The sequence below is a fragment of the Streptomyces sp. NPDC060209 genome, from assembly GCF_042728155.1.
Lineage (GTDB): Bacteria > Actinomycetota > Actinomycetes > Streptomycetales > Streptomycetaceae > Streptomyces.
Genome location: NZ_JBHWZS010000189.1, coordinates 1 through 16,695, shown reverse-complemented (window position 1 = coordinate 16,695; position 16,695 = coordinate 1). Strand labels below are relative to the sequence as shown.

Below are 16,695 nucleotides of genomic sequence, written 5' to 3'. Positions count from 1 at the left end.
GTTGCCCACCCGCCGGCCGCGTCGGCAAGGAAGGGCCCGCCAGGGTTCTTCGTGTCCAGTGAAAGGACATCCAGCACGTGCGTACGCGAATGCTCGTCCTCTCCGCGCTCTCCGGCGCCGCTCTGCTCGCCGCGACACTCCCGGCCGAGGCGGCCGGGGACGCGGGAAGCCCCGTCGGGGCCGCTGAGCTGCTGGCCAAGGTGAAGAACTGCACCCGGATCTCCCAGGGGAAGTACCGGACCGACCAGAGCGCAGCCGCCACGATCCCGGTCTGCGGGACCGACGAGGCCGTGTTCTGGGAAGCAGACATGGACATCGACTGCGACGGCCAGGTCAGCACCGTCTGCAGCACGAAGACCGACCCCTCCTTCCAGCCACAGACGGCCTTCCAGGGATCGGACGGCAAGTACCTGGACTCCTCCAAGGTGCCGTTCGTCGTCGTCCCCGGCCCCGGGCCGCTCTGGAACTACGCCACGTCGGGGATCAAGGGCGGTGGCGTGGCCGCCGTCATCTACGGCGGCAAGGTCCGCTACGCCGTCGTCGGAGACACCGGGCCCACCGGGATCATCGGCGAGGGCTCGTACGCGCTGGCCCAGTCGCTCGGCATAGATCCCGACCCGAAGACCGGCGGCACGGCGTCCGGTGTCACCTACATCCTCTTCAGGAACTCCAAGGCGTCACCGATCGAGAGTCCTGCCGCCGCCGCCAGCGCCGGCGAGGCGCTGGCCAGGAAGTTCGCCGACGGAGTCTGAGAGGCCGGAGCGCCGGCAGGATCCGGGGCCGTCGTCGGTGATGGCCCCGGTGCCTTCGGCGTGGGCCGCCCGGCTGCCGTCACCCGCGCGCAGGGTCCAGCCGCATCGCCCTGCCCACGCCGTGGCCGCCGAAGCCCTCCGGGATGCCGTACCCGGCGTCCCGGCACACCGTGCCGATCGCGTGGGCGATGTCGCCGATCCCGTTGCCCACGACGGCCGCCGCGATGCCCGCGTCCAGTGCGGCGTACGCCGTGTCGATCAGCCGGATGTCCTCGGGCCTCGACCGGCCGGCGTTGCGGCGGACGGCCGAGTCACCTTGAGTTGCACCATTCCAATTACTATACCGGCCCGATCGGTATTAGAATGACGGCATGGTACGGAATCCACTGACCCCCGAAGAGCGCCGTCGCGGCGAGCGGCTCGGCGAACTGCTGCGTGAGGCGCGGGGTGGACGCAGTATGGTCGCGGTCGCCGCGAGCGCGGGAATCTCGGCCGAGACGCTCCGCAAGATCGAGACGGGCCGGGCCCCCACCCCCGCGTTCTTCACGGTGGCGGCGCTCGCGGGAGCCCTCGGACTGTCGATGGACGAGCTGCTCCCACGATGTGCGCCGGTCTCTCAGGTCTCCGGCCCGCTGCTGGAACCGGGGGAGCTGCCGCTCACGGCGTGAGCCGAGTATGGTCGCGCCCGTGACTCTCCAGGACTTCGCCCGCAGCGAGTACGTCAGCCTGACCACCTACCGGAAGAACGGCACGCCCGTGGCCACGCCCGTCTGGGCGGCGGTGGACGGCGACGTCCTCTACGTCTGGACCCGGTCCGACTCGTGGAAGGTCAAGCGGCTGCGCAACGACGGCCGGGTCGTCGTCACCGTCTGCGACGCCCGCGGCCGCGTCGCCGAGGGTGCGCCCAGCGCCGAGGGGACGGCTCGGCTGCTCGACGGCGACGCGATGGCGGTGGTGCGCAAGGTGCTCGCCCGCAAGTACACCTGGAAGTTCTGGCTCGTGGACTGGCCCGCCATGGTCGTCCGGCTCGGTAAGCGGCCCCACACGGGGATCGCCGTCACCTTCTGACGGGGGCGCGCCGGGCCCCGGCCGCGCTCCGGACGCACCATCCCGGAAAAGCGCGCGTAGCCCTCCCGTAACACGCCTGCGGTCGAATGCCCGCGGACTGGAATGCTCCAGTCCCTGGCGACCGGTGAGGGCGACGGTGACAGTGCATCAGCATGCGGTGGAAGTAAGGACGTTCGCACAGTACCTACGAGACCTGGCTGCCCTGCTCGATCCAGGGCAGGGCTGGTACGGAGTCTTCTCCGCACGCGATCCCGAAGGCATGCGCGCCTGCTTCGACGGCTCGGAGGTGCCGCCCTGGGATGTGGTCGAGTCGTTGCTGCAGGACCTCGCCGCGGTGCGCGGCACCGCGTACGCCGCGAGCGAATCCGTACGGGCCGCCGCGCTGTGCGCCGCGTCCGCCGCCGCGCACGACAGGCGCCCGGGTGGGCGGCAGGCCCTCGCCGACCGGCTGGGCATGATGCTCCGGGAACAGTCGTACGCGGCCCGGCGGATGCGGGCAGCCGGTACGGACGGGGAGTCGGACGCCCTGGCCTGGGCGCGGGACGACCACACCCGCGCCACGGTGCGCTGCGCGGAGATCCGCGACCGGCTGGCGGCGGTGGAGCGGACGGTGCCGGACAGCTGGTTCCGGGGGCAGGACGATGCGGGCGCTCCGGATGCCGGGGGCGGGCTCTCGATTCCTGGCCCCCGCCGCCCGGAAGGGGCAGGCGCCGACCTCGCAGGCTCAGGCCCGGACAGGGAACCCGCCCCCACGCCCGTGGCCAAGCGCAGGAAGCCGCGAGGGGCGCGCTTCGCAGGCCTGGACATCGAGGACGAGGCGGAGGTGAATCCGCTCCCGTCGGCCGTGCCCGGCCGGCCCGTCCTCTCACCGGTCGCCGCCGCCCCGCGCGGGGCGCGTTTCAGCGGCGCTCCGGCCGAGGAGAGCACGGCCCTGGCCCCGCGTGTCCCGGAACCCGACCCCGCCGCACGACGGGCCGCCGAGGAAGCCGTCGCACTGCTCGTACGCCTGCGCGCGGAGGGCCGCAGCGGTGAGGCGCACGTCGTGCTCTGCGAGGCGGCCGCGTGGCCCGCAGGGCATCTGCCGGTTCTCGCCGTCGCCCTGCACCGGGCGGACCTGGACGCCGACTGGGCGACTCTGCTGTGGGAGGTGTCCTCCCTTCCGCCCGCCGGACTCGCCGCGGCCGCGGGTGCGCTGGCCGCCGCGGGCCACGCAGACGACTGCGGGCAACTGCTGCGGCAAGGGGTGGCACGGCCCGCCGACGAGATCGCCGATGCCGTGGTCGCCCTCGACCGGGCCGGCCTGGAACCGGAGGCGCGGGCGCTGCTGGGTGCGTTCGTCCGCGTACGCACTCCGCAGGACGCGGCGCGCATCGCCGAGGGCGGACCGCGCCACCTCGTCCCCCGACTTCTGGCCGCCGCACGCGAGGTGTCGGCGGCACGGGAGTGGGACCTGGTCCACGCGCTGCGGGTGGCGGGCATCGCGGCGCCGTAGGGGCACGGCCACGGGCTCCGGCACCCCGCCCCGGCCGGCTCGTAGCGGGCCAGGGGGCTCCCGGTCGCCGCCACGGGCCCGGATAGACTCGTCCGCATGGTCCGACCGTCCCGTGGCGATACGAGCCCCGGGATGTGGCGTCGCGAGGCGGGCACCGTGGTGCGCCGGGTCGCGCCGTTCCCGGAGCAGGCGATACCACCTTTCGCCATCATCGCCGGGCTGCAGATTCCCCGCGTTCCAACGGAGTGGGCGCCGCACTCGCATCCCCTGCACGAGCTCGTCTGGGTACGCGGGGGGACGCTGACGTCCCGGGTGGAGGACCGCGTCTTCACCGTGTCCGAGGGCCACGGGCTGTGGATGCCCGCCGGAGTGGTGCACGGGGGCAGGGCGACAGCGGGCGCGAAGTTCTACGAAGCCTTCTTCGCCCCCGACCGCGCGCCGTTCGCGTTCGAGGAGCCGAGAGCGATCGCGATGACGCCGTTGCTGGAGTCGCTGCTGACGCATCTGTCCGGCACGGATCTGGATGTCGCGGCCAGAGCGAGGGCGGAGTCGGTCGTGTTCGACGTGCTCCAGCCGTCGGAACGCCAGTTCGCGTTGCAGCTGCCCGGCGACCCGCGGATCGACGCGATCGCGGAAGCGCTGCTGGACGATCCCGCCGACTGCCGCTCGCTGGAGGAGTGGGCGCGGTGGCTGGGGATCAGCGACCGCACAGTCACCCGCGCGTTCCGCCACGCGACAGGTCTGTCCTTCGCACAGTGGCGGCAGGTGCTGCGTGTGCATCGGGCGCTGACGCTCCTCTCCGAGGGGCTCGACGTGGCGACCGTCTCCGAGACGCTCGGCTACGCGCAGCCCAGCACCTTCATCGCCTCCTTCCGGAGGGTCATGGGAACCACGCCGGGCGCATTCTTCGACGCGGCCGGCAGTGCACCCGAAGGTGTCCGGAATCCCGTATCGCCTGTCCAGAACTCCTGATTGCCGACACGGCAAACGGAACATACTCTTCTCTGAGTTAGGCAACCCTTAGTTGTTGCTGCCGCGAACGGTGCTGTCCGTTCGCGGGAGAGTCCGCTGCCCGGACGGTGAAAGCCGGACGGAGGGTGCCGCAGCCCCTGCCCCTCCGACCGTCCGGACCCACCCATGTTCAAAAGCCCCTCCCGGCGCGCCGGTTCCCCCGTGGCCGAACCCGCCACGCCGGTGGCCGCCCTCAACGGTCACGACCTGGTGCTGCGGTACAACGGCACACCGGTCGTCCACGGCGTCTCCCTGGCACTGGAACCCGGCCGCGCGACCGCTCTGGTGGGGCCGAACGGCAGCGGGAAGTCCACGCTGCTGCGCGCTCTCTCCCGACTGCACCGGGTGGACGGCGGCCGGGTGACGCTCGGCGCCCCCGAGGGACCGTCCGAGCGCGACGCGGCTTTGCTCAGCGCCCGTCAGTTCGCCCGCGAGGTCACTCTGTTCTCCCAGTCGAGGCCCGCGCCCCAAGGGCTGACGGTCAAGGAGGTCGTGGCGTTCGGACGCCACCCGTACCGGCGTGGCTTCGCCGGACCGACCGCCGAGGACCGGAGCGCCATCGACCGCGCCATGGGCGTCACCGGCGTGCGGGACATGGCCGGCCGGCCGGTCGGGGAACTGTCCGGCGGCGAGATGCAGCGTGTCTGGCTCGCGGCCTGCCTGGCCCAGGACACCGGCGTCGTGCTGCTGGACGAACCGACCAACCACCTGGACCTGCGCTACCAGATCGAGACGCTCGACCTGGTGCGCGATCTCGTCGAGGAGCACGGCATCGCGGTCGGGATCGTGCTGCACGACCTCGACCAGGCGTCCCGCGTCGCGGACACGCTGGTCCTGATGCGCTCCGGCCGCGTACACGCGGCAGGCGCACCCGCGGACGTGCTCACCGCGCAGAACATCGGCGAGGTCTACGACATCCGCGTCGAGGTCGGCGTCGACCCCCGCACGGGCCGTCTCCGTATCGACCCACTCGGGCGACACCCCTCCTGAGTGGGCCAACCCGTCTGAAGCGGCACATCCGCCGCTGCAACGAATCGCAAGAAAGAGGATCGTTCATGAACCGTGCCCGTCGCCTGGCGGCGTCAGCCTCCGCGGGGCTCATCGTCCTCGCCGCAACGGCTTGCGGCACGACCGACGTCGACAAGGCCGGGACCGGCGGCAGCGCCGCCGCGAAGCCCGCGTCGGAGAGCTGCGCCGAGGACACCACGACCACCTCGACGAAGCCGGTCTCCTTCACGGACGGCGTCGGCCGGAAGGTGAAGCTCGACAAGCCCGCCGAACGGATCGCGGTCCTGGAGTGGCAGCAGGTCGAGGACGCGCTGACCCTGTGCGTCACCCCCACCGCGGTCTCCGACGCCAAGGGATACAGCACCTGGGTCAGCGCGGAGAAGCTGCCCGGCGGGGTGACCGACATCGGCACCCGTGAGGAGCCCGACCTCGACACCCTCTACGCGGCGAAGCCCGACCTCATCGTCGTGGAGGCGTTCGACGCCGACGACGAGACCCTCGCCAAGCTGGAGAAGCGAGGCGTCCCCGTGATGGCCACGCGGGGGGCGAACCCGAAGGACCCGATCGGGAACATGCGAGAGGTGTTCAGCATGATCGGCGAGGCGACGGGGCGCACCGAGCGGGCCGACCAGGTGCTCAAGGAGTTCGACGAGCACCTCGCGACGGCGAAGAAGCAGGTCACCGACGCCGATCTGCCGACGAAGGACTTCGTGTTCTTCGACGGATGGCTGGAGGGCGGCAACCTCACCGTCCGCCCCTACAGCAAGGGCGCCCTGTTCACCGAGATAGGCGAAGAGCTCGGCATGAAGTCCGCGTGGACCGACGACGTCAACAAGGCTCACGGCGACGGGGGTGTCGATCCCTCCTACGGCCTCGCGCAGACCGACGTCGAGGGACTCACCTCGGTGGGGAACGCCAACCTCTTCTACGCCAACGACGAAGGCGCCGGGGGCTACGTCGCCGCACTGGCGAAGAACCCGCTCTGGAAGTCCATGCCGGCCGTGAAGGAAGGCCGCGCGCACGCGTTCCCGGCGCGGGTGTGGGGCGCCGGCGGTCCGCGCTCCTGCGAGCAGGCGATCGACGCCTACGTCGACGTACTCGACAAGAAGTGAGCACACTGCGGACATCGGCACCCCGGGGGGAAGCGCTGCCGCGCGCCGAGCACGGCGGCGGTCCCACCGGGGTGGCCGTCCTGGTACTCCTTCTCGCCGTGACCGCCCTGGTGGGCATGTGGCACCTGACGCAGGGGACGTCGGGCGTCGGCGTCGGCGACCTGGTGCGGTACCTCGCCGGGGAACGGGAGAACACCGGCGGGGCGCCGGTCGGCGAGATCCTCACCGGCTCGCGCCTGCCGCGCCTGCTCGCGGGCGTGGCGGTGGGCTTCGCCCTCGGCTCGGCCGGCACGCTGCTGCAGTCCGTCACGCACAACGCGCTCGCCTCCCCCGACACCCTCGCGGTCACGGCCGGGGCCTACTTCACGCTCTCGCTCGTCGCGGCCCTCGGCCTCGCCGTCCCGCTCTGGGCGTCGGGCGCCGTCGCCTTCGCCGGCGGCCTGGCAGCGGCGGCGCTCGTGCTGCTCCTCGCGGGCCGGGCCGCGGGCACCACGGGCACCCGCCTCGTCCTCGCCGGATCGGCGACGGCGATGGCCCTGGACGCGGCGACCGGGATGCTCCTCATCCTGTTCAAGCAGAACACGACCGGTCTCTTCGCCTGGGGGAGCGGTTCGCTCGCCCAACTGAACATCGACGCGTCGGTACGCGCCTTCCCCGTGGTGGCCGTGGTGCTGTGCGTCGCCCTGGCGCTGTCCCGCCGGCTGGACGTGATGCACCTCGGCGACGACGCCGCGTCCACCCTCGGCGTGCCCATCCGGAGCACCCGCGTGACCGCCGTGCTCTGTGCGGTGCTCCTGACCAGCGCGGCGGTGACACTCGCGGGCCCGATCGCCTTCGTCGGCCTCGGCGCCCCGGTCCTGGCCCGCCTGATCGCGGGACGGGTCCGGGCGCTGCGCCCGCACCTCCTCCTGGTGCCCGCGGCCGGGCTGCTCGGCGCGCTGCTCATCCTGCTCGCGGACGCGTCGCTGCGCGCGGTGCAGGGCGCGGACGGGGCCGCCTCCATACCCACCGGCGTGCCGACCGCACTGCTCGGCTCCGTCGTGATCGTGGTCCTCGCGCTCCGCCTCCGCGACACGGGCCGGCTCCGGGAGCCACCGCACGCGCGGGTCGCCGCACGGTCGCGCCGGGCGTTCCTCCTCGTCGTGCTCGGCGCGGTGACACTCCTGGCCGGGGCGGCCCTCGTGGCGGTACTGGCGGGAAGCCTCTGGCTGCGGACGGGGGACATCGCCCTCTGGCTTCAGGGCGCCGCCCCCGAACTGATCGGGCAGGCGCTCGACGACCGGGTCCCGCGCGTGGTCGCCGCGGTTCTCGCCGGCGCGGCACTCGGTCTGGCCGGATGCGTCGTACAGGGAGCGGTGCGCAATCCGCTGGCGGAGCCGGGCGTGCTCGGCATCACGGCGGGCGCCGGGCTGGGCGCGGCGGCCGTCGTCACCTCGGGCCTGTCCGGCGGACGGCCGCTGCTCATCGCGGCCGCGGTCGCGACGGGACTCGCCACGTTCGCGCTGATCGCCCTGCTGTCCTATCGCGGCGGCTTCCTGCCCGACCGGTTCGTGCTGATCGGCATCGGCTGCGGGTACGGCCTCAGCTCCGTCACCACCTTCCTCCTGCTGCGTGCCGATCCGTGGAACACGCCCCGGATCTTCACCTTCCTCTCCGGCACGACCTACGGGCGCACGCTGTCCGACGTCGTACCGGTCGCGGTGGCCCTGGCGCTCGCGCTCCCCGTGCTGCTCGCCATGCGCGGCAGGCTCGACCTGCTCGCCGTCGACGAGGACACCCCGCGCATAGTCGGCGTCAGGCCGGTACGCACACGCTTCACCGCACTGACCATCGCAGCGGTGCTCGCGGCGCTCAGCGTGATCGCCGTCGGCGTCGTCGGTTTCGTGGGGCTCGTCGCCCCGCACCTCGCCCGGTCACTGGTGGGCGCCCGGCACGGCCGTGCGATCCCGGTCGCGATGCTGCTCGGCGGACTGCTGGTCTGCGTGGCCGACGCACTCGGCCGCACCCTCGTCGCACCCGCCCAGGTGCCGGCGGGCCTCATGATCGCCCTGGTCGGTGGCCCGTACTTCGTCTGGGTGCTCCGGAAGTCCCGTGCATGACGCCCGGCCGCAGGAGCGCACCCGTCGACCGTCCCGAACCCCAGGGCCCGAGTCCACGCCGCCACGAACCCGCGGGCGAACTCCCGTCCCTCCCCCTCCGACCCGCCAGGAGCACCGGAATGCCGCCTCAGCAGGAAACGCCCGTGAAGAGCGTCGTCGTCCCGTTCGAGCCCGACACGTCGCCGGCCCTGCTGAGGCGGCTCGGACACCACGAGGTCCCGGAGCGCCGGCACACGGTCGACCGCTCCGCCCACGCCCCCCACATCGTGGCCGTTCCGGGTGACGACGGCGAGGACTGGGCCGCTGCCGCGCTCGTGACGGCACGCCCGCAGACGGCCTACCTGAAGATCGTCGACGCCGTCGGCGACGTGCCCGCAGCCGTCGAGGCCGTCGTCGCCCACGCACGCCGCCGGGGGCTCGTGCAGGTCAAGTGGGAAGGATGGAACGCGAGTCCGGAGGTCGCCGCTGCCGCCGGATTCGTCCCGCTGCGTCCTCCGATCACGCCGGTGGAGGAAGGCGCAGGGCCCGAGACCGGTTACGTCCGCTGGCTACGCGACGGCGCGGGGGCCGAACCCCCGTACTACGGGCAGACGACGCACTTCACATGCGGCGCAGTCACCGCCCTGGTCGCGCAGGCGCACGCGGGGACGCTGCCGCGGGAGGCACTCGACCGCCGGGCCGAGCTGACGCTGTGGCGCGACGCGACCAACTTCCCCGCGTGCGAGCCCGTCGGACTGGGCGTCGCCGTGCGCCGGGCGTGGCCGTCGTCCCCCGTCACGGTCCACCTCGACGCGGACCGGCCCGTCCTGCTCGACCACTACCCGGAGAACGAGCAGGAGTGGCGTGCCCTGCTCCAGCGCACGTCGCGCACGGAGGCCGGACGGGCCGGCGTCCCGATCGACCCGCACCACCTCTCCCTGACCGCGATCCGGAGCGCGATCGGCCGACGGGAGCATGTGCTGCTCCTGGTCTCGCTCGCCGGGATGCAGGGGTTCGACGTGCCGCACTGGGTGCTCTGCCACGGCGCCGTACCCGGCGCCGTCGTGATCGAGGACCCGTGGTCCAACGCGGCCGCGGGGGACACCTGGGTCGACGCCCATCTGCTGCCCGTCCCCGACCCGTCGCTCGACACCATGTCGACCATCTCGGCAGACCGCTTCCGCGGCGCCGTGGCCATCGGCCGCCCGCCGGGCGGTGCGTCCTCCGCCGAACCGGCAGACGAGTAGCCCCCATTGCCGTCGCCCGCCCGGCATCGTGACGAAACCCCTGCGGGCTCCCTCGTCGTCGCACCCGGGCCGAAGCTCCCGCCGTCGGACCGCTCCAGGGGCCCGGAGCGCTGTCTGCCGCTCTCCGCGGCCTGTGGTCGATGCATGTCGCCAGTCCCCGTGGACTTGGGGAGATAAATCCCACTTCACCCTTTATCGTCGGTCGAGGCACAGCCACACAAGTGGTGAATGTCCCCCCAGTGATGTGGAGGCACCATGCTTACCAAGGAGTTCACTCTCACTGCGACACCGGCCCAGACCACCACGCTGAGCGCGCTGATGGCGGAGCCCGAGGCGGCCGTCAGCGACGCCCCGCTGTACACCCCGGAGGCCGCGGGCTTCCTGCTCGCGCTCCTGCTCCTGTCTCCCAAGGAGCCGAAGGAGCCCCGGGGCAAGTGAGTTCCCACTCCGCATTCGCCGAGGCGGCCGACGCCCTGGCAGGCAGTGTCCTCGGTGCCCTCAGTGGCACCGGGGACGCTGTGCAGCTGGCGCGGTACGTCGACGACGCCCCCGACACCCTCGCGGCACTGGCGGCCGTCCGGGTGCTGGGGGCCGACGTCTTCAGCCCCCACCTCCTCGGGGGCCACCCCTTGCAGGCGCAGGACGCGGCCGTCGTGGCCAAGGCCTTCGACGCCTTTCCCCCGTCCGACACCCCGGAAGAGGCGGCGGTCGCCCGGCGCGACCACGCCACCGCGGTCCTGCTCGCCCGGCTCTCCGGGGACGACACCCTGCGAGCGGTCGCGCCCGTACCACCGGACGACGCCGAGCTCACCCGTACCGCGGACTGGAGCAGTTGGTCCGTCCGGATGGCCCAGCTCGCACCGCTCGCCACGCTCGGCCTCGACGGCCCGGCCCACGAGGCGGCCCGCGACGGGGTCCTGTCGCTGAGCCGCGGGCTCAGCCGCTCGCTCCTGCGCCGCGACTTCCCCACCGCAGTGCGCCTCGTCCGCTGGCTGGCCTGGCTGCAGTACGAAGGCGCCGAACTGCCCCTGGACCCGGGCCTCGCGGCCGAGCACGTGTGGCTGGTGGGCGGGGCGGGACCGCGCGCCGCCCTGGACCTGGCGATCGCCCGCCACTTCCTCGAACTGCGGCCCGGTACGCCCCCCAAGGAGGCGGCACGCACATGACGACGATCTCCGAGCCTGTCACCCGGGCGGCCCGCAGCATGGCGGACCGTGCGCTGTCGTGGCTGCACGCGAACCGGGACCTCGGCGGCCTGCCGCCGGGCACGACCGAGACCATGGCCGACCCCGACAGCGTCTACAAGCCCCTGGGGGAAACCACCCTGGCCGCCTCCCTGATCCTGCGTGACGGTGTCGCCGGGCCCGGTCGCCTGGCCGCCGCGCAGAGTCTGATGGACTTCACCTGGGAGCAGTTCAGGGGCGGCGACATGATCTACGAACGCCAGCTCCGCCACACGCTGATGACGGACCCGCTGGAGATGTACGCCCCCTTCGTCCGCTGCGGCTACCGGCACGAGGGGCTCGACCGGCTCCTCGCCCATCGGTCCCGCATGCGGTCGGTGAGCAGCGTCGAGGTGCTGCCGAACCGGCGGCTCGCCGTCGCCAACGCCGCCCGGGTCGTGGGCCTGGAGCAGGCCGAGGACCTGAACGCGCTGGCCGGTGCCACATGGCTCGGTGCGAGACCGGAGCCGTGGGCCATCAACTGGATCACGGCCTACGCGATGACCCACACCGTCTTCCACCTCACCGACTGGGGCGGCAACCCGGGGGGACTGCCGCCCGAACTCGCCGACTACGTACGCACCTGGCTGCCCGTATGGATCGACATCTGGCGTGAGGTGGGGCAGTGGGACCTGGTCACGGAGCTGCTCGTCGTCGGTGCCTCGATCGAGGACCCGTACTGCCGGCCGGAGGACTGGGAGGCCGTCGCCGCGCTCCAGCACGAGGACGGACTCGTGCCCCGGGACAGCGACCCGGTGGACGACGACCCGCAGCAGCGGTTCACGGACCATCAGCACACGGTCGTCGTCGCGGCCGTCGCCGGATCCATCGCGCTCGCCCGGGCGGCGGCGCAGCGGTGAAGGCGTGACGCGGCCGCCGCTGACCGCCTCCCTCCAGCCCCTTCTGGCGGCTGCCCGGGGGCCGGCGGCGGCGGTCGCGGCTGTGCGGGGCGCCGAGCGCGCGGTGCTCTGCCGCGGCCCGGTGGGGGAGGGGACCCGGTTCGAGACCGGCTCGCTGACGAAGACCTTCACCGCCCTGCTGCTCGCCGAGATGGCCGCCCGGGGCGAGGTCCGCTACGCCGACCGTGCCGACCGCTACCTCCCGTTCCGGCTCCCCGGGCCGCCGCTCACCCTCCTCCACCTCGCCACCCACACGTCCGGCTTGCCCCGCCTGCCCCCGGGGCTGCTCACCCGGGCGGTCCGCAGCGGATGGCTCAGCAACCCCTACGCAGGCTTCTCCGAGGACGACCTGCTCGCCTCGCTGCGCCGCACCCGGCTGCGGCACCGGCCCGGCAGCAGGGTCCTGTACTCCAACTTCGGCGGGGGTCTGCTGGGTCACGTACTCGCCAGGGCGGCAGGAGGCACCGGAGGCGACTATCCCGCCCTGCTGGCCGAGCGCGTCACCGGCCCGCTGGGCCTCGCCGACACGGACTGCGATCCCGACCTCCCCCAGGCGACCGGGCATTGGCACGGCCGCACCCGCCCCGCCCTGCTGATGCCAGGGCTGACCGCGGCGGGAGCCGTGCGGTCCAGCGCCCGCGACCTGCTGCGCGTCCTGGCGGCGCTCCTGGACCCGGACACCGCGCCGGATCCCGTGCTGCGCACCGCGCTGGCCGAGGTGCAGCGGCCCCGGCTGAGCGTTCCGAGAACCGGCTCCCGGCTGTGCCTCATCTGGAACCTCCGCCCGCGCCCGGGCGGCGCCCTGCTCCACCACTCGGGAGGGACCCGCGGCTTCACGGCCTTCGCCGGCTTCCTCCCCGCCTCGGGCACAGGCCTGGTGGCCCTGACGAACACGGCTCCCACCCCGCTCGCGCCGTTCATCCAGTCCGCTTACGGAGCTCTGCGCGGACTGGACGCCGCGCGCTCCGGAACGGAGTGGACCGCTCGGGTATGAAACATGATCGACTCCGCCGGTTCACGGCGATGGTCTTGCCCCGTTGTGTGACGGGGCTTACGTTCTCCTCCTATGCACCGTGTCTACGGGCGTAGAGAACGTAGAGGCTCTCTGACGCCGCGTCGAAGGAGCAGCTCATGTCCCAAGTCGTACGCGCCGCACTCGTCCAGGCGACCTGGACCGGCGACACCGAATCCATGATCGCCAAGCATGAGGAACACGCTCGCGAGGCCGCCCGGCAGGGTGCGAAGATCATCGGCTTCCAGGAGGTGTTCAACGCCCCCTACTTCTGCCAGGTCCAGGAGCCCGAGCACTACCGCTGGGCCGAACCCGTCCCCGACGGGCCGACGGTCCGGCGCATGCGGGACCTGGCCCGCGAGACGGGCATGGTCGTCGTCGTACCGGTCTTCGAGCTCGAGCAGTCCGGCTTCTACTACAACACCGCTGCGGTGATCGACGCCGACGGCTCGTACCTCGGCAAGTACCGCAAGCATCACATCCCGCAGGTCAAGGGCTTCTGGGAGAAGTACTACTTCAAGCCGGGCAACGCCGGCTGGCCGGTCTTCGACACCGCCGTCGGCAAGGTGGGCGTCTACATCTGCTACGACCGGCACTTCCCCGAAGGGTGGCGCCAACTCGGACTCAATGGAGCCCAGTTGGTGTACAACCCGTCTGCGACCTCGCGGGGGCTCTCCAGCTATCTGTGGCAGCTGGAACAGCCCGCGTCCGCCGTCGCCAACGAGTACTTCATCGCCGCGATCAACCGGGTCGGCCAGGAGGAGTACGGCGACAACGACTTCTACGGCACGAGCTACTTCGTCGATCCGAGGGGGCAGTTCGTCGGGGATGTCGCGAGTGACAAGGAAGAGGAACTCGTCGTGCGCGACCTGGACTTCGGACTGATCGAGCAGGTCCGTCAGCAATGGGCGTTCTACCGGGACCGCAGGCCGGACGCGTACGACGGGCTGGTGGAGCCGTGACCGGACTGCACGAGCGGCACCTGGCCGTCAGCCCCGAATGGCTGGCGCTCTACTACCGGCACCCCCTGGAGCTCACCCACGGCGAGGGCCGCCACGTCTGGGACGCGGACGGCAACCGCTACCTCGACTTCTTCGGCGGCATCCTCACCACGATGACCGCGCACGCCCTGCCCGAGGTGACCAAGGCCGTATCGGAGCAGGCCGGCCGTCTCATCCACTCCTCGACCCTCTACCTCAACCGCCCCATGGTCGAGCTCGCCGAGCGGGTCGCCGCCCTCTCCGGCATCCCCGACGCCCGGGTCTTCTTCACCACCTCGGGCACCGAGGCCAACGACGCGGCCCTGCTGCTCGCCACCGCGCACCGCGGGTCGAACCAGATCCTCGCGATGCGCAACAGCTACCACGGCAGGTCGTTCTCGGCCGTGTCCATCACCGGCAACAGGGCCTGGTCGACCACGAGTCTGTCGCCACTGCAGACGCTGTACGTCCATGGCGCGGTCCGCAGCCGCGGTCCGTACGCGGAGCTGAGCGACGAGCGGTTCATCAAGGCGTGTGTGGCCGATCTGGAGGACCTGCTCGGGCACACCAGAGGCGTCGCGGCGCTGATCGCCGAACCCGTGCAGGGGGTCGGCGGGTTCACCGCACCGCCCGACGGGCTGTACGCGGCCTTCCGTGAGGTCCTCGACCGGCACGGCATCCTGTGGATCTCCGACGAGGTCCAGACGGGCTGGGGGCGTACGGGCGACCACTTCTGGGGCTGGCAGGCGCACGCTTCGAGCGGGCCGCCGGACATCCTCACCTTCGCCAAGGGCATCGGCAACGGCATGTCCATCGGCGGAGTCGTCGCCCGGGCCGACGTCATGAACTGTCTGGACGCCAACTCCATCTCGACGTTCGGCGGTTCCCCGGTCACCATGGCGGCCGGGCTCGCCAACCTCTCGTACCTGCTGGAGCACGACCTCCAGGGCAACGCCCGGCGGGTCGGCGGCCTGCTCATCGAGCGGCTCCGGGCGGTCGGCGCAGGCTCGCCGGCCGTACGCGAGGTGCGGGGCAGAGGGCTCATGATCGGCATCGAGCTGGTGAAGCCCGGTACCGACGAGGCCGACCCGGAGGCCGCGGCGGCCGTACTCGAAGCGGCCCGCGCGGGCGGGCTGCTGATCGGGAAGGGCGGCGGCCACAACACCAGTGTCCTGCGGATCGCGCCGCCCCTGTCGCTCACCGTCGCGGAAGCCGAGGAGGGCGCGGAGATCCTGGGCGAGGCACTGCACGCGGCAACCTGAAAGCAGGAGCCCCGCGGCGGGCCCCGCCGCGGGGCAGCCCGCGTCCCCGTACGTCATCACGCACCCCGGTCCACGTGTACAGGCCGGTTCCGCCACCGCGAGGAGGGACACATGAGCCGCACCGTCATCCACGGCGGCCTCGTCGTCACCGCGTCCGACGAGATCCACGCCGACGTTCTCATCGAGGGCGGGCGCATCGCCGCCCTCGCCGCCCACGGCACCGATGCCGCGGCGAGCTGGAGCGCCGACCGCAGGATCGACGCCACCGGGAGGTACGTCATCCCGGGCGGTGTCGACGCGCACACGCACATGGAGATGCCGTTCGGCGGGACCTACGCCGCCGACACCTTCGAGACCGGAACCCGGGCCGCGGCATGGGGCGGTACCACCACGATCGTCGACTTCGCCATCCAGACCATGGGGCGTTCGCTGCAGGAGGGACTCGACGCCTGGCATGCGAAGGCCGACGGCAGGTGTGCCATCGACTACGCCTTCCACATGATCCTCTCGGATGTGAACAAGTCCTCGCTCAAGGAGATGGACCGCCTGGTGGCCGAGGGCGTCACCTCGTTCAAACTCTTCATGGCCTACCCGGGCGTGTTCTACAGCGACGACGGCCAGATCCTCCGTGCCATGCAACGGGCCTCCGGCAACGGCGGCCTGATCATGATGCACGCGGAGAACGGCATCGCCATCGACGTCCTGGTCGAGCAGGCGCTCGCCGAGGGGCGCACCGATCCGCGCTACCACGGCGACGTGCGCAAGGTGGCGCTGGAGGCCGAGGCCACGCACCGCGCGGTCCAGCTCGCGAGGGTCGCGGGATCACCGCTGTACGTCGTCCACGTCTCCGCCGACGAGGCCGTCGCCGAGATCGCCGCCGCCCGCCACAAGGGGCTCCCGGTCTTCGGCGAGACCTGCCCGCAGTACCTCTTCCTCTCCACGGACAACCTGGCCGAGCCCGGCTTCGAGGGCGCGAAGTACGTCTGTTCGACCCCGCTGCGCCCTCGGGAGCACCAGGAGGCGCTCTGGCGCGGTCTTCGGAACAACGAGCTCCAGGTCGTCTCCACCGACCACTGCCCCTTCTGCTTCTCGGGCCAGAAGGAGATGGGCAAGGGAGACTTCTCGAAGATCCCCAACGGCATGCCGGGCGTGGAGAACCGCCTGGACCTGCTCCACCAGGCCGTCGTGGACGGCCACATCTCACGCAGGCGCTGGATCGAGATCGCCTGCGCCTCCCCGGCCAGGATGTTCGGGCTCTACCCGAAGAAGGGCACCGTCGCGCCGGGCGCCGACGCGGACATCGTCATCTACGACCCGGGCGCGGAGCAGGTCATCTCCGCCGAGACCCACCACATGAACGTCGACTACTCCGCCTACGAGGGCAGGCGCGTGACGGGGCGGGTGGAAACGGTGCTGTCACGGGGTGTACCGGTGATCGAGGACCGCGCGTACGTGGGTCACGCGGGCCACGGGACGTACCTGCCGCGGGGGATCTGCCAGTACACGTGAAGTCCCCGACGGCGCTGTGCCGCCACCGTCTTCCTCGGAGGC

16 protein-coding genes and 1 pseudogene are annotated in these 16,695 nt (G+C 72.2%); 16 read left to right on the top strand and 1 reads right to left on the bottom strand.

The genetic code is table 11. From position 1 onward, the window contains the following. The first annotated feature begins 77 nt into the window (after nt 1-77). Nucleotides 78-752 (top strand): glycoside hydrolase family 75 protein, encoded by a 675-nt coding sequence (locus tag ACFWFI_RS28955; RefSeq protein WP_387395670.1) that lies wholly within the window; start codon nt 78-80, stop codon nt 750-752. A gap of 24 nt (nt 753-776) precedes the next feature. Here ACFWFI_RS28955 and ACFWFI_RS28950 read toward each other — a convergent pair. After that, a pseudogene (locus ACFWFI_RS28950) lies at nt 777-1,080 on the bottom strand (M24 family metallopeptidase); the annotation flags it as partial. Nucleotides 1,081-1,123: 43 nt separating this feature from the next. Between ACFWFI_RS28950 and ACFWFI_RS28945 the strand changes: the two are divergent. From ACFWFI_RS28945 to hydA, 15 genes are all read left to right on the top strand, one after another. Then, nucleotides 1,124-1,420 carry a helix-turn-helix domain-containing protein gene (locus tag ACFWFI_RS28945; protein ID WP_387395668.1) on the top strand — a complete coding sequence of 99 codons (297 nt, stop codon included), beginning with the start codon at nt 1,124-1,126 and terminating at the stop codon, nt 1,418-1,420. Between the two features lie 19 nt (nt 1,421-1,439). Then, complete coding sequence (locus tag ACFWFI_RS28940) at nt 1,440-1,820, top strand: PPOX class F420-dependent oxidoreductase (RefSeq protein WP_387395665.1); 381 nt, start codon at nt 1,440-1,442, stop codon at nt 1,818-1,820. Nucleotides 1,821-1,956: 136 nt separating this feature from the next. Next, nucleotides 1,957-3,312, top strand: a complete 1,356-nt coding sequence (locus ACFWFI_RS28935; protein ID WP_387395662.1) for a hypothetical protein — start codon at nt 1,957-1,959, stop codon at nt 3,310-3,312. Nucleotides 3,313-3,408: 96 nt separating this feature from the next. Then, complete coding sequence (locus ACFWFI_RS28930; protein ID WP_387395659.1) at nt 3,409-4,284, top strand: helix-turn-helix domain-containing protein; 876 nt, start codon at nt 3,409-3,411, stop codon at nt 4,282-4,284. A 165-nt stretch (nt 4,285-4,449) separates the two neighbouring features. Next, complete coding sequence (locus tag ACFWFI_RS28925; protein ID WP_387395656.1) at nt 4,450-5,313, top strand: ABC transporter ATP-binding protein; 864 nt, start codon at nt 4,450-4,452, stop codon at nt 5,311-5,313. Nucleotides 5,314-5,378: 65 nt separating this feature from the next. Continuing rightward, nucleotides 5,379-6,443 (top strand): iron-siderophore ABC transporter substrate-binding protein, encoded by a 1,065-nt coding sequence (locus ACFWFI_RS28920; RefSeq protein WP_387395653.1) that lies wholly within the window; start codon nt 5,379-5,381, stop codon nt 6,441-6,443. Beyond that, nucleotides 6,440-8,542, top strand: coding sequence for an iron ABC transporter permease (locus tag ACFWFI_RS28915; protein WP_387395651.1), 2,103 nt, complete (start codon nt 6,440-6,442; stop codon nt 8,540-8,542). Before ACFWFI_RS28920 ends, ACFWFI_RS28915 begins: the two co-directional genes overlap by 4 nt. Nucleotides 8,543-8,661: 119 nt before the next feature. After that, on the top strand, nt 8,662-9,768 hold the full coding sequence (locus ACFWFI_RS28910) for a peptidase C39 family protein (RefSeq protein ID WP_387395648.1): 1,107 nt from the start codon (nt 8,662-8,664) through the stop codon (nt 9,766-9,768). Nucleotides 9,769-10,023: 255 nt separating this feature from the next. Continuing rightward, nucleotides 10,024-10,206, top strand: coding sequence for a hypothetical protein (locus ACFWFI_RS28905; RefSeq protein ID WP_014153097.1), 183 nt, complete (start codon nt 10,024-10,026; stop codon nt 10,204-10,206). After that, nucleotides 10,203-10,934: a hypothetical protein gene (locus ACFWFI_RS28900; protein WP_387395645.1), complete on the top strand. Its 732-nt coding sequence runs from the start codon at nt 10,203-10,205 to the stop codon at nt 10,932-10,934. Before ACFWFI_RS28905 ends, ACFWFI_RS28900 begins: the two co-directional genes overlap by 4 nt. Then, entirely contained in the window at nt 10,931-11,851 is a 921-nt protein-coding gene (locus ACFWFI_RS28895) for a DUF6895 family protein (protein WP_387395642.1), read from the top strand. Before ACFWFI_RS28900 ends, ACFWFI_RS28895 begins: the two co-directional genes overlap by 4 nt. 4 nt (nt 11,852-11,855) lie before the next feature. After that, nucleotides 11,856-12,884 carry a serine hydrolase domain-containing protein gene (locus ACFWFI_RS28890; RefSeq protein ID WP_387395640.1) on the top strand — a complete coding sequence of 343 codons (1,029 nt, stop codon included), beginning with the start codon at nt 11,856-11,858 and terminating at the stop codon, nt 12,882-12,884. Between the two features lie 137 nt (nt 12,885-13,021). Beyond that, nucleotides 13,022-13,864, top strand: a complete 843-nt coding sequence (locus ACFWFI_RS28885) for a nitrilase-related carbon-nitrogen hydrolase (protein WP_387395637.1) — start codon at nt 13,022-13,024, stop codon at nt 13,862-13,864. Continuing rightward, complete coding sequence (locus ACFWFI_RS28880; protein ID WP_387395634.1) at nt 13,861-15,144, top strand: aspartate aminotransferase family protein; 1,284 nt, start codon at nt 13,861-13,863, stop codon at nt 15,142-15,144. Before ACFWFI_RS28885 ends, ACFWFI_RS28880 begins: the two co-directional genes overlap by 4 nt. A 111-nt stretch (nt 15,145-15,255) precedes the next feature. After that, nucleotides 15,256-16,653: a dihydropyrimidinase gene (gene hydA / locus ACFWFI_RS28875; protein ID WP_387395631.1), complete on the top strand. Its 1,398-nt coding sequence runs from the start codon at nt 15,256-15,258 to the stop codon at nt 16,651-16,653. The last annotated feature ends 42 nt before the right edge of the window (nt 16,654-16,695 follow it).

Excerpts from the sequence above, each read along its gene's own strand:
- ACFWFI_RS28945 (WP_387395668.1), top strand. The coding sequence starts at position 1,124 with ATGGTACGGAATCCACTGACCCCCGAAGAGCGCCGTCGCGGCGAGCGG.
- ACFWFI_RS28930 (WP_387395659.1), top strand. The coding sequence starts at position 3,409 with ATGGTCCGACCGTCCCGTGGCGATACGAGCCCCGGGATGTGGCGTCGC.
- ACFWFI_RS28925 (WP_387395656.1), top strand. The coding sequence starts at position 4,450 with ATGTTCAAAAGCCCCTCCCGGCGCGCCGGTTCCCCCGTGGCCGAACCC.
- ACFWFI_RS28920 (WP_387395653.1), top strand. The coding sequence starts at position 5,379 with ATGAACCGTGCCCGTCGCCTGGCGGCGTCAGCCTCCGCGGGGCTCATC.
- ACFWFI_RS28910 (WP_387395648.1), top strand. The coding sequence starts at position 8,662 with ATGCCGCCTCAGCAGGAAACGCCCGTGAAGAGCGTCGTCGTCCCGTTC.
- ACFWFI_RS28905 (WP_014153097.1), top strand. The coding sequence starts at position 10,024 with ATGCTTACCAAGGAGTTCACTCTCACTGCGACACCGGCCCAGACCACC.
- ACFWFI_RS28895 (WP_387395642.1), top strand. The coding sequence starts at position 10,931 with ATGACGACGATCTCCGAGCCTGTCACCCGGGCGGCCCGCAGCATGGCG.
- ACFWFI_RS28885 (WP_387395637.1), top strand. The coding sequence starts at position 13,022 with ATGTCCCAAGTCGTACGCGCCGCACTCGTCCAGGCGACCTGGACCGGC.
- hydA (WP_387395631.1), top strand. The coding sequence starts at position 15,256 with ATGAGCCGCACCGTCATCCACGGCGGCCTCGTCGTCACCGCGTCCGAC.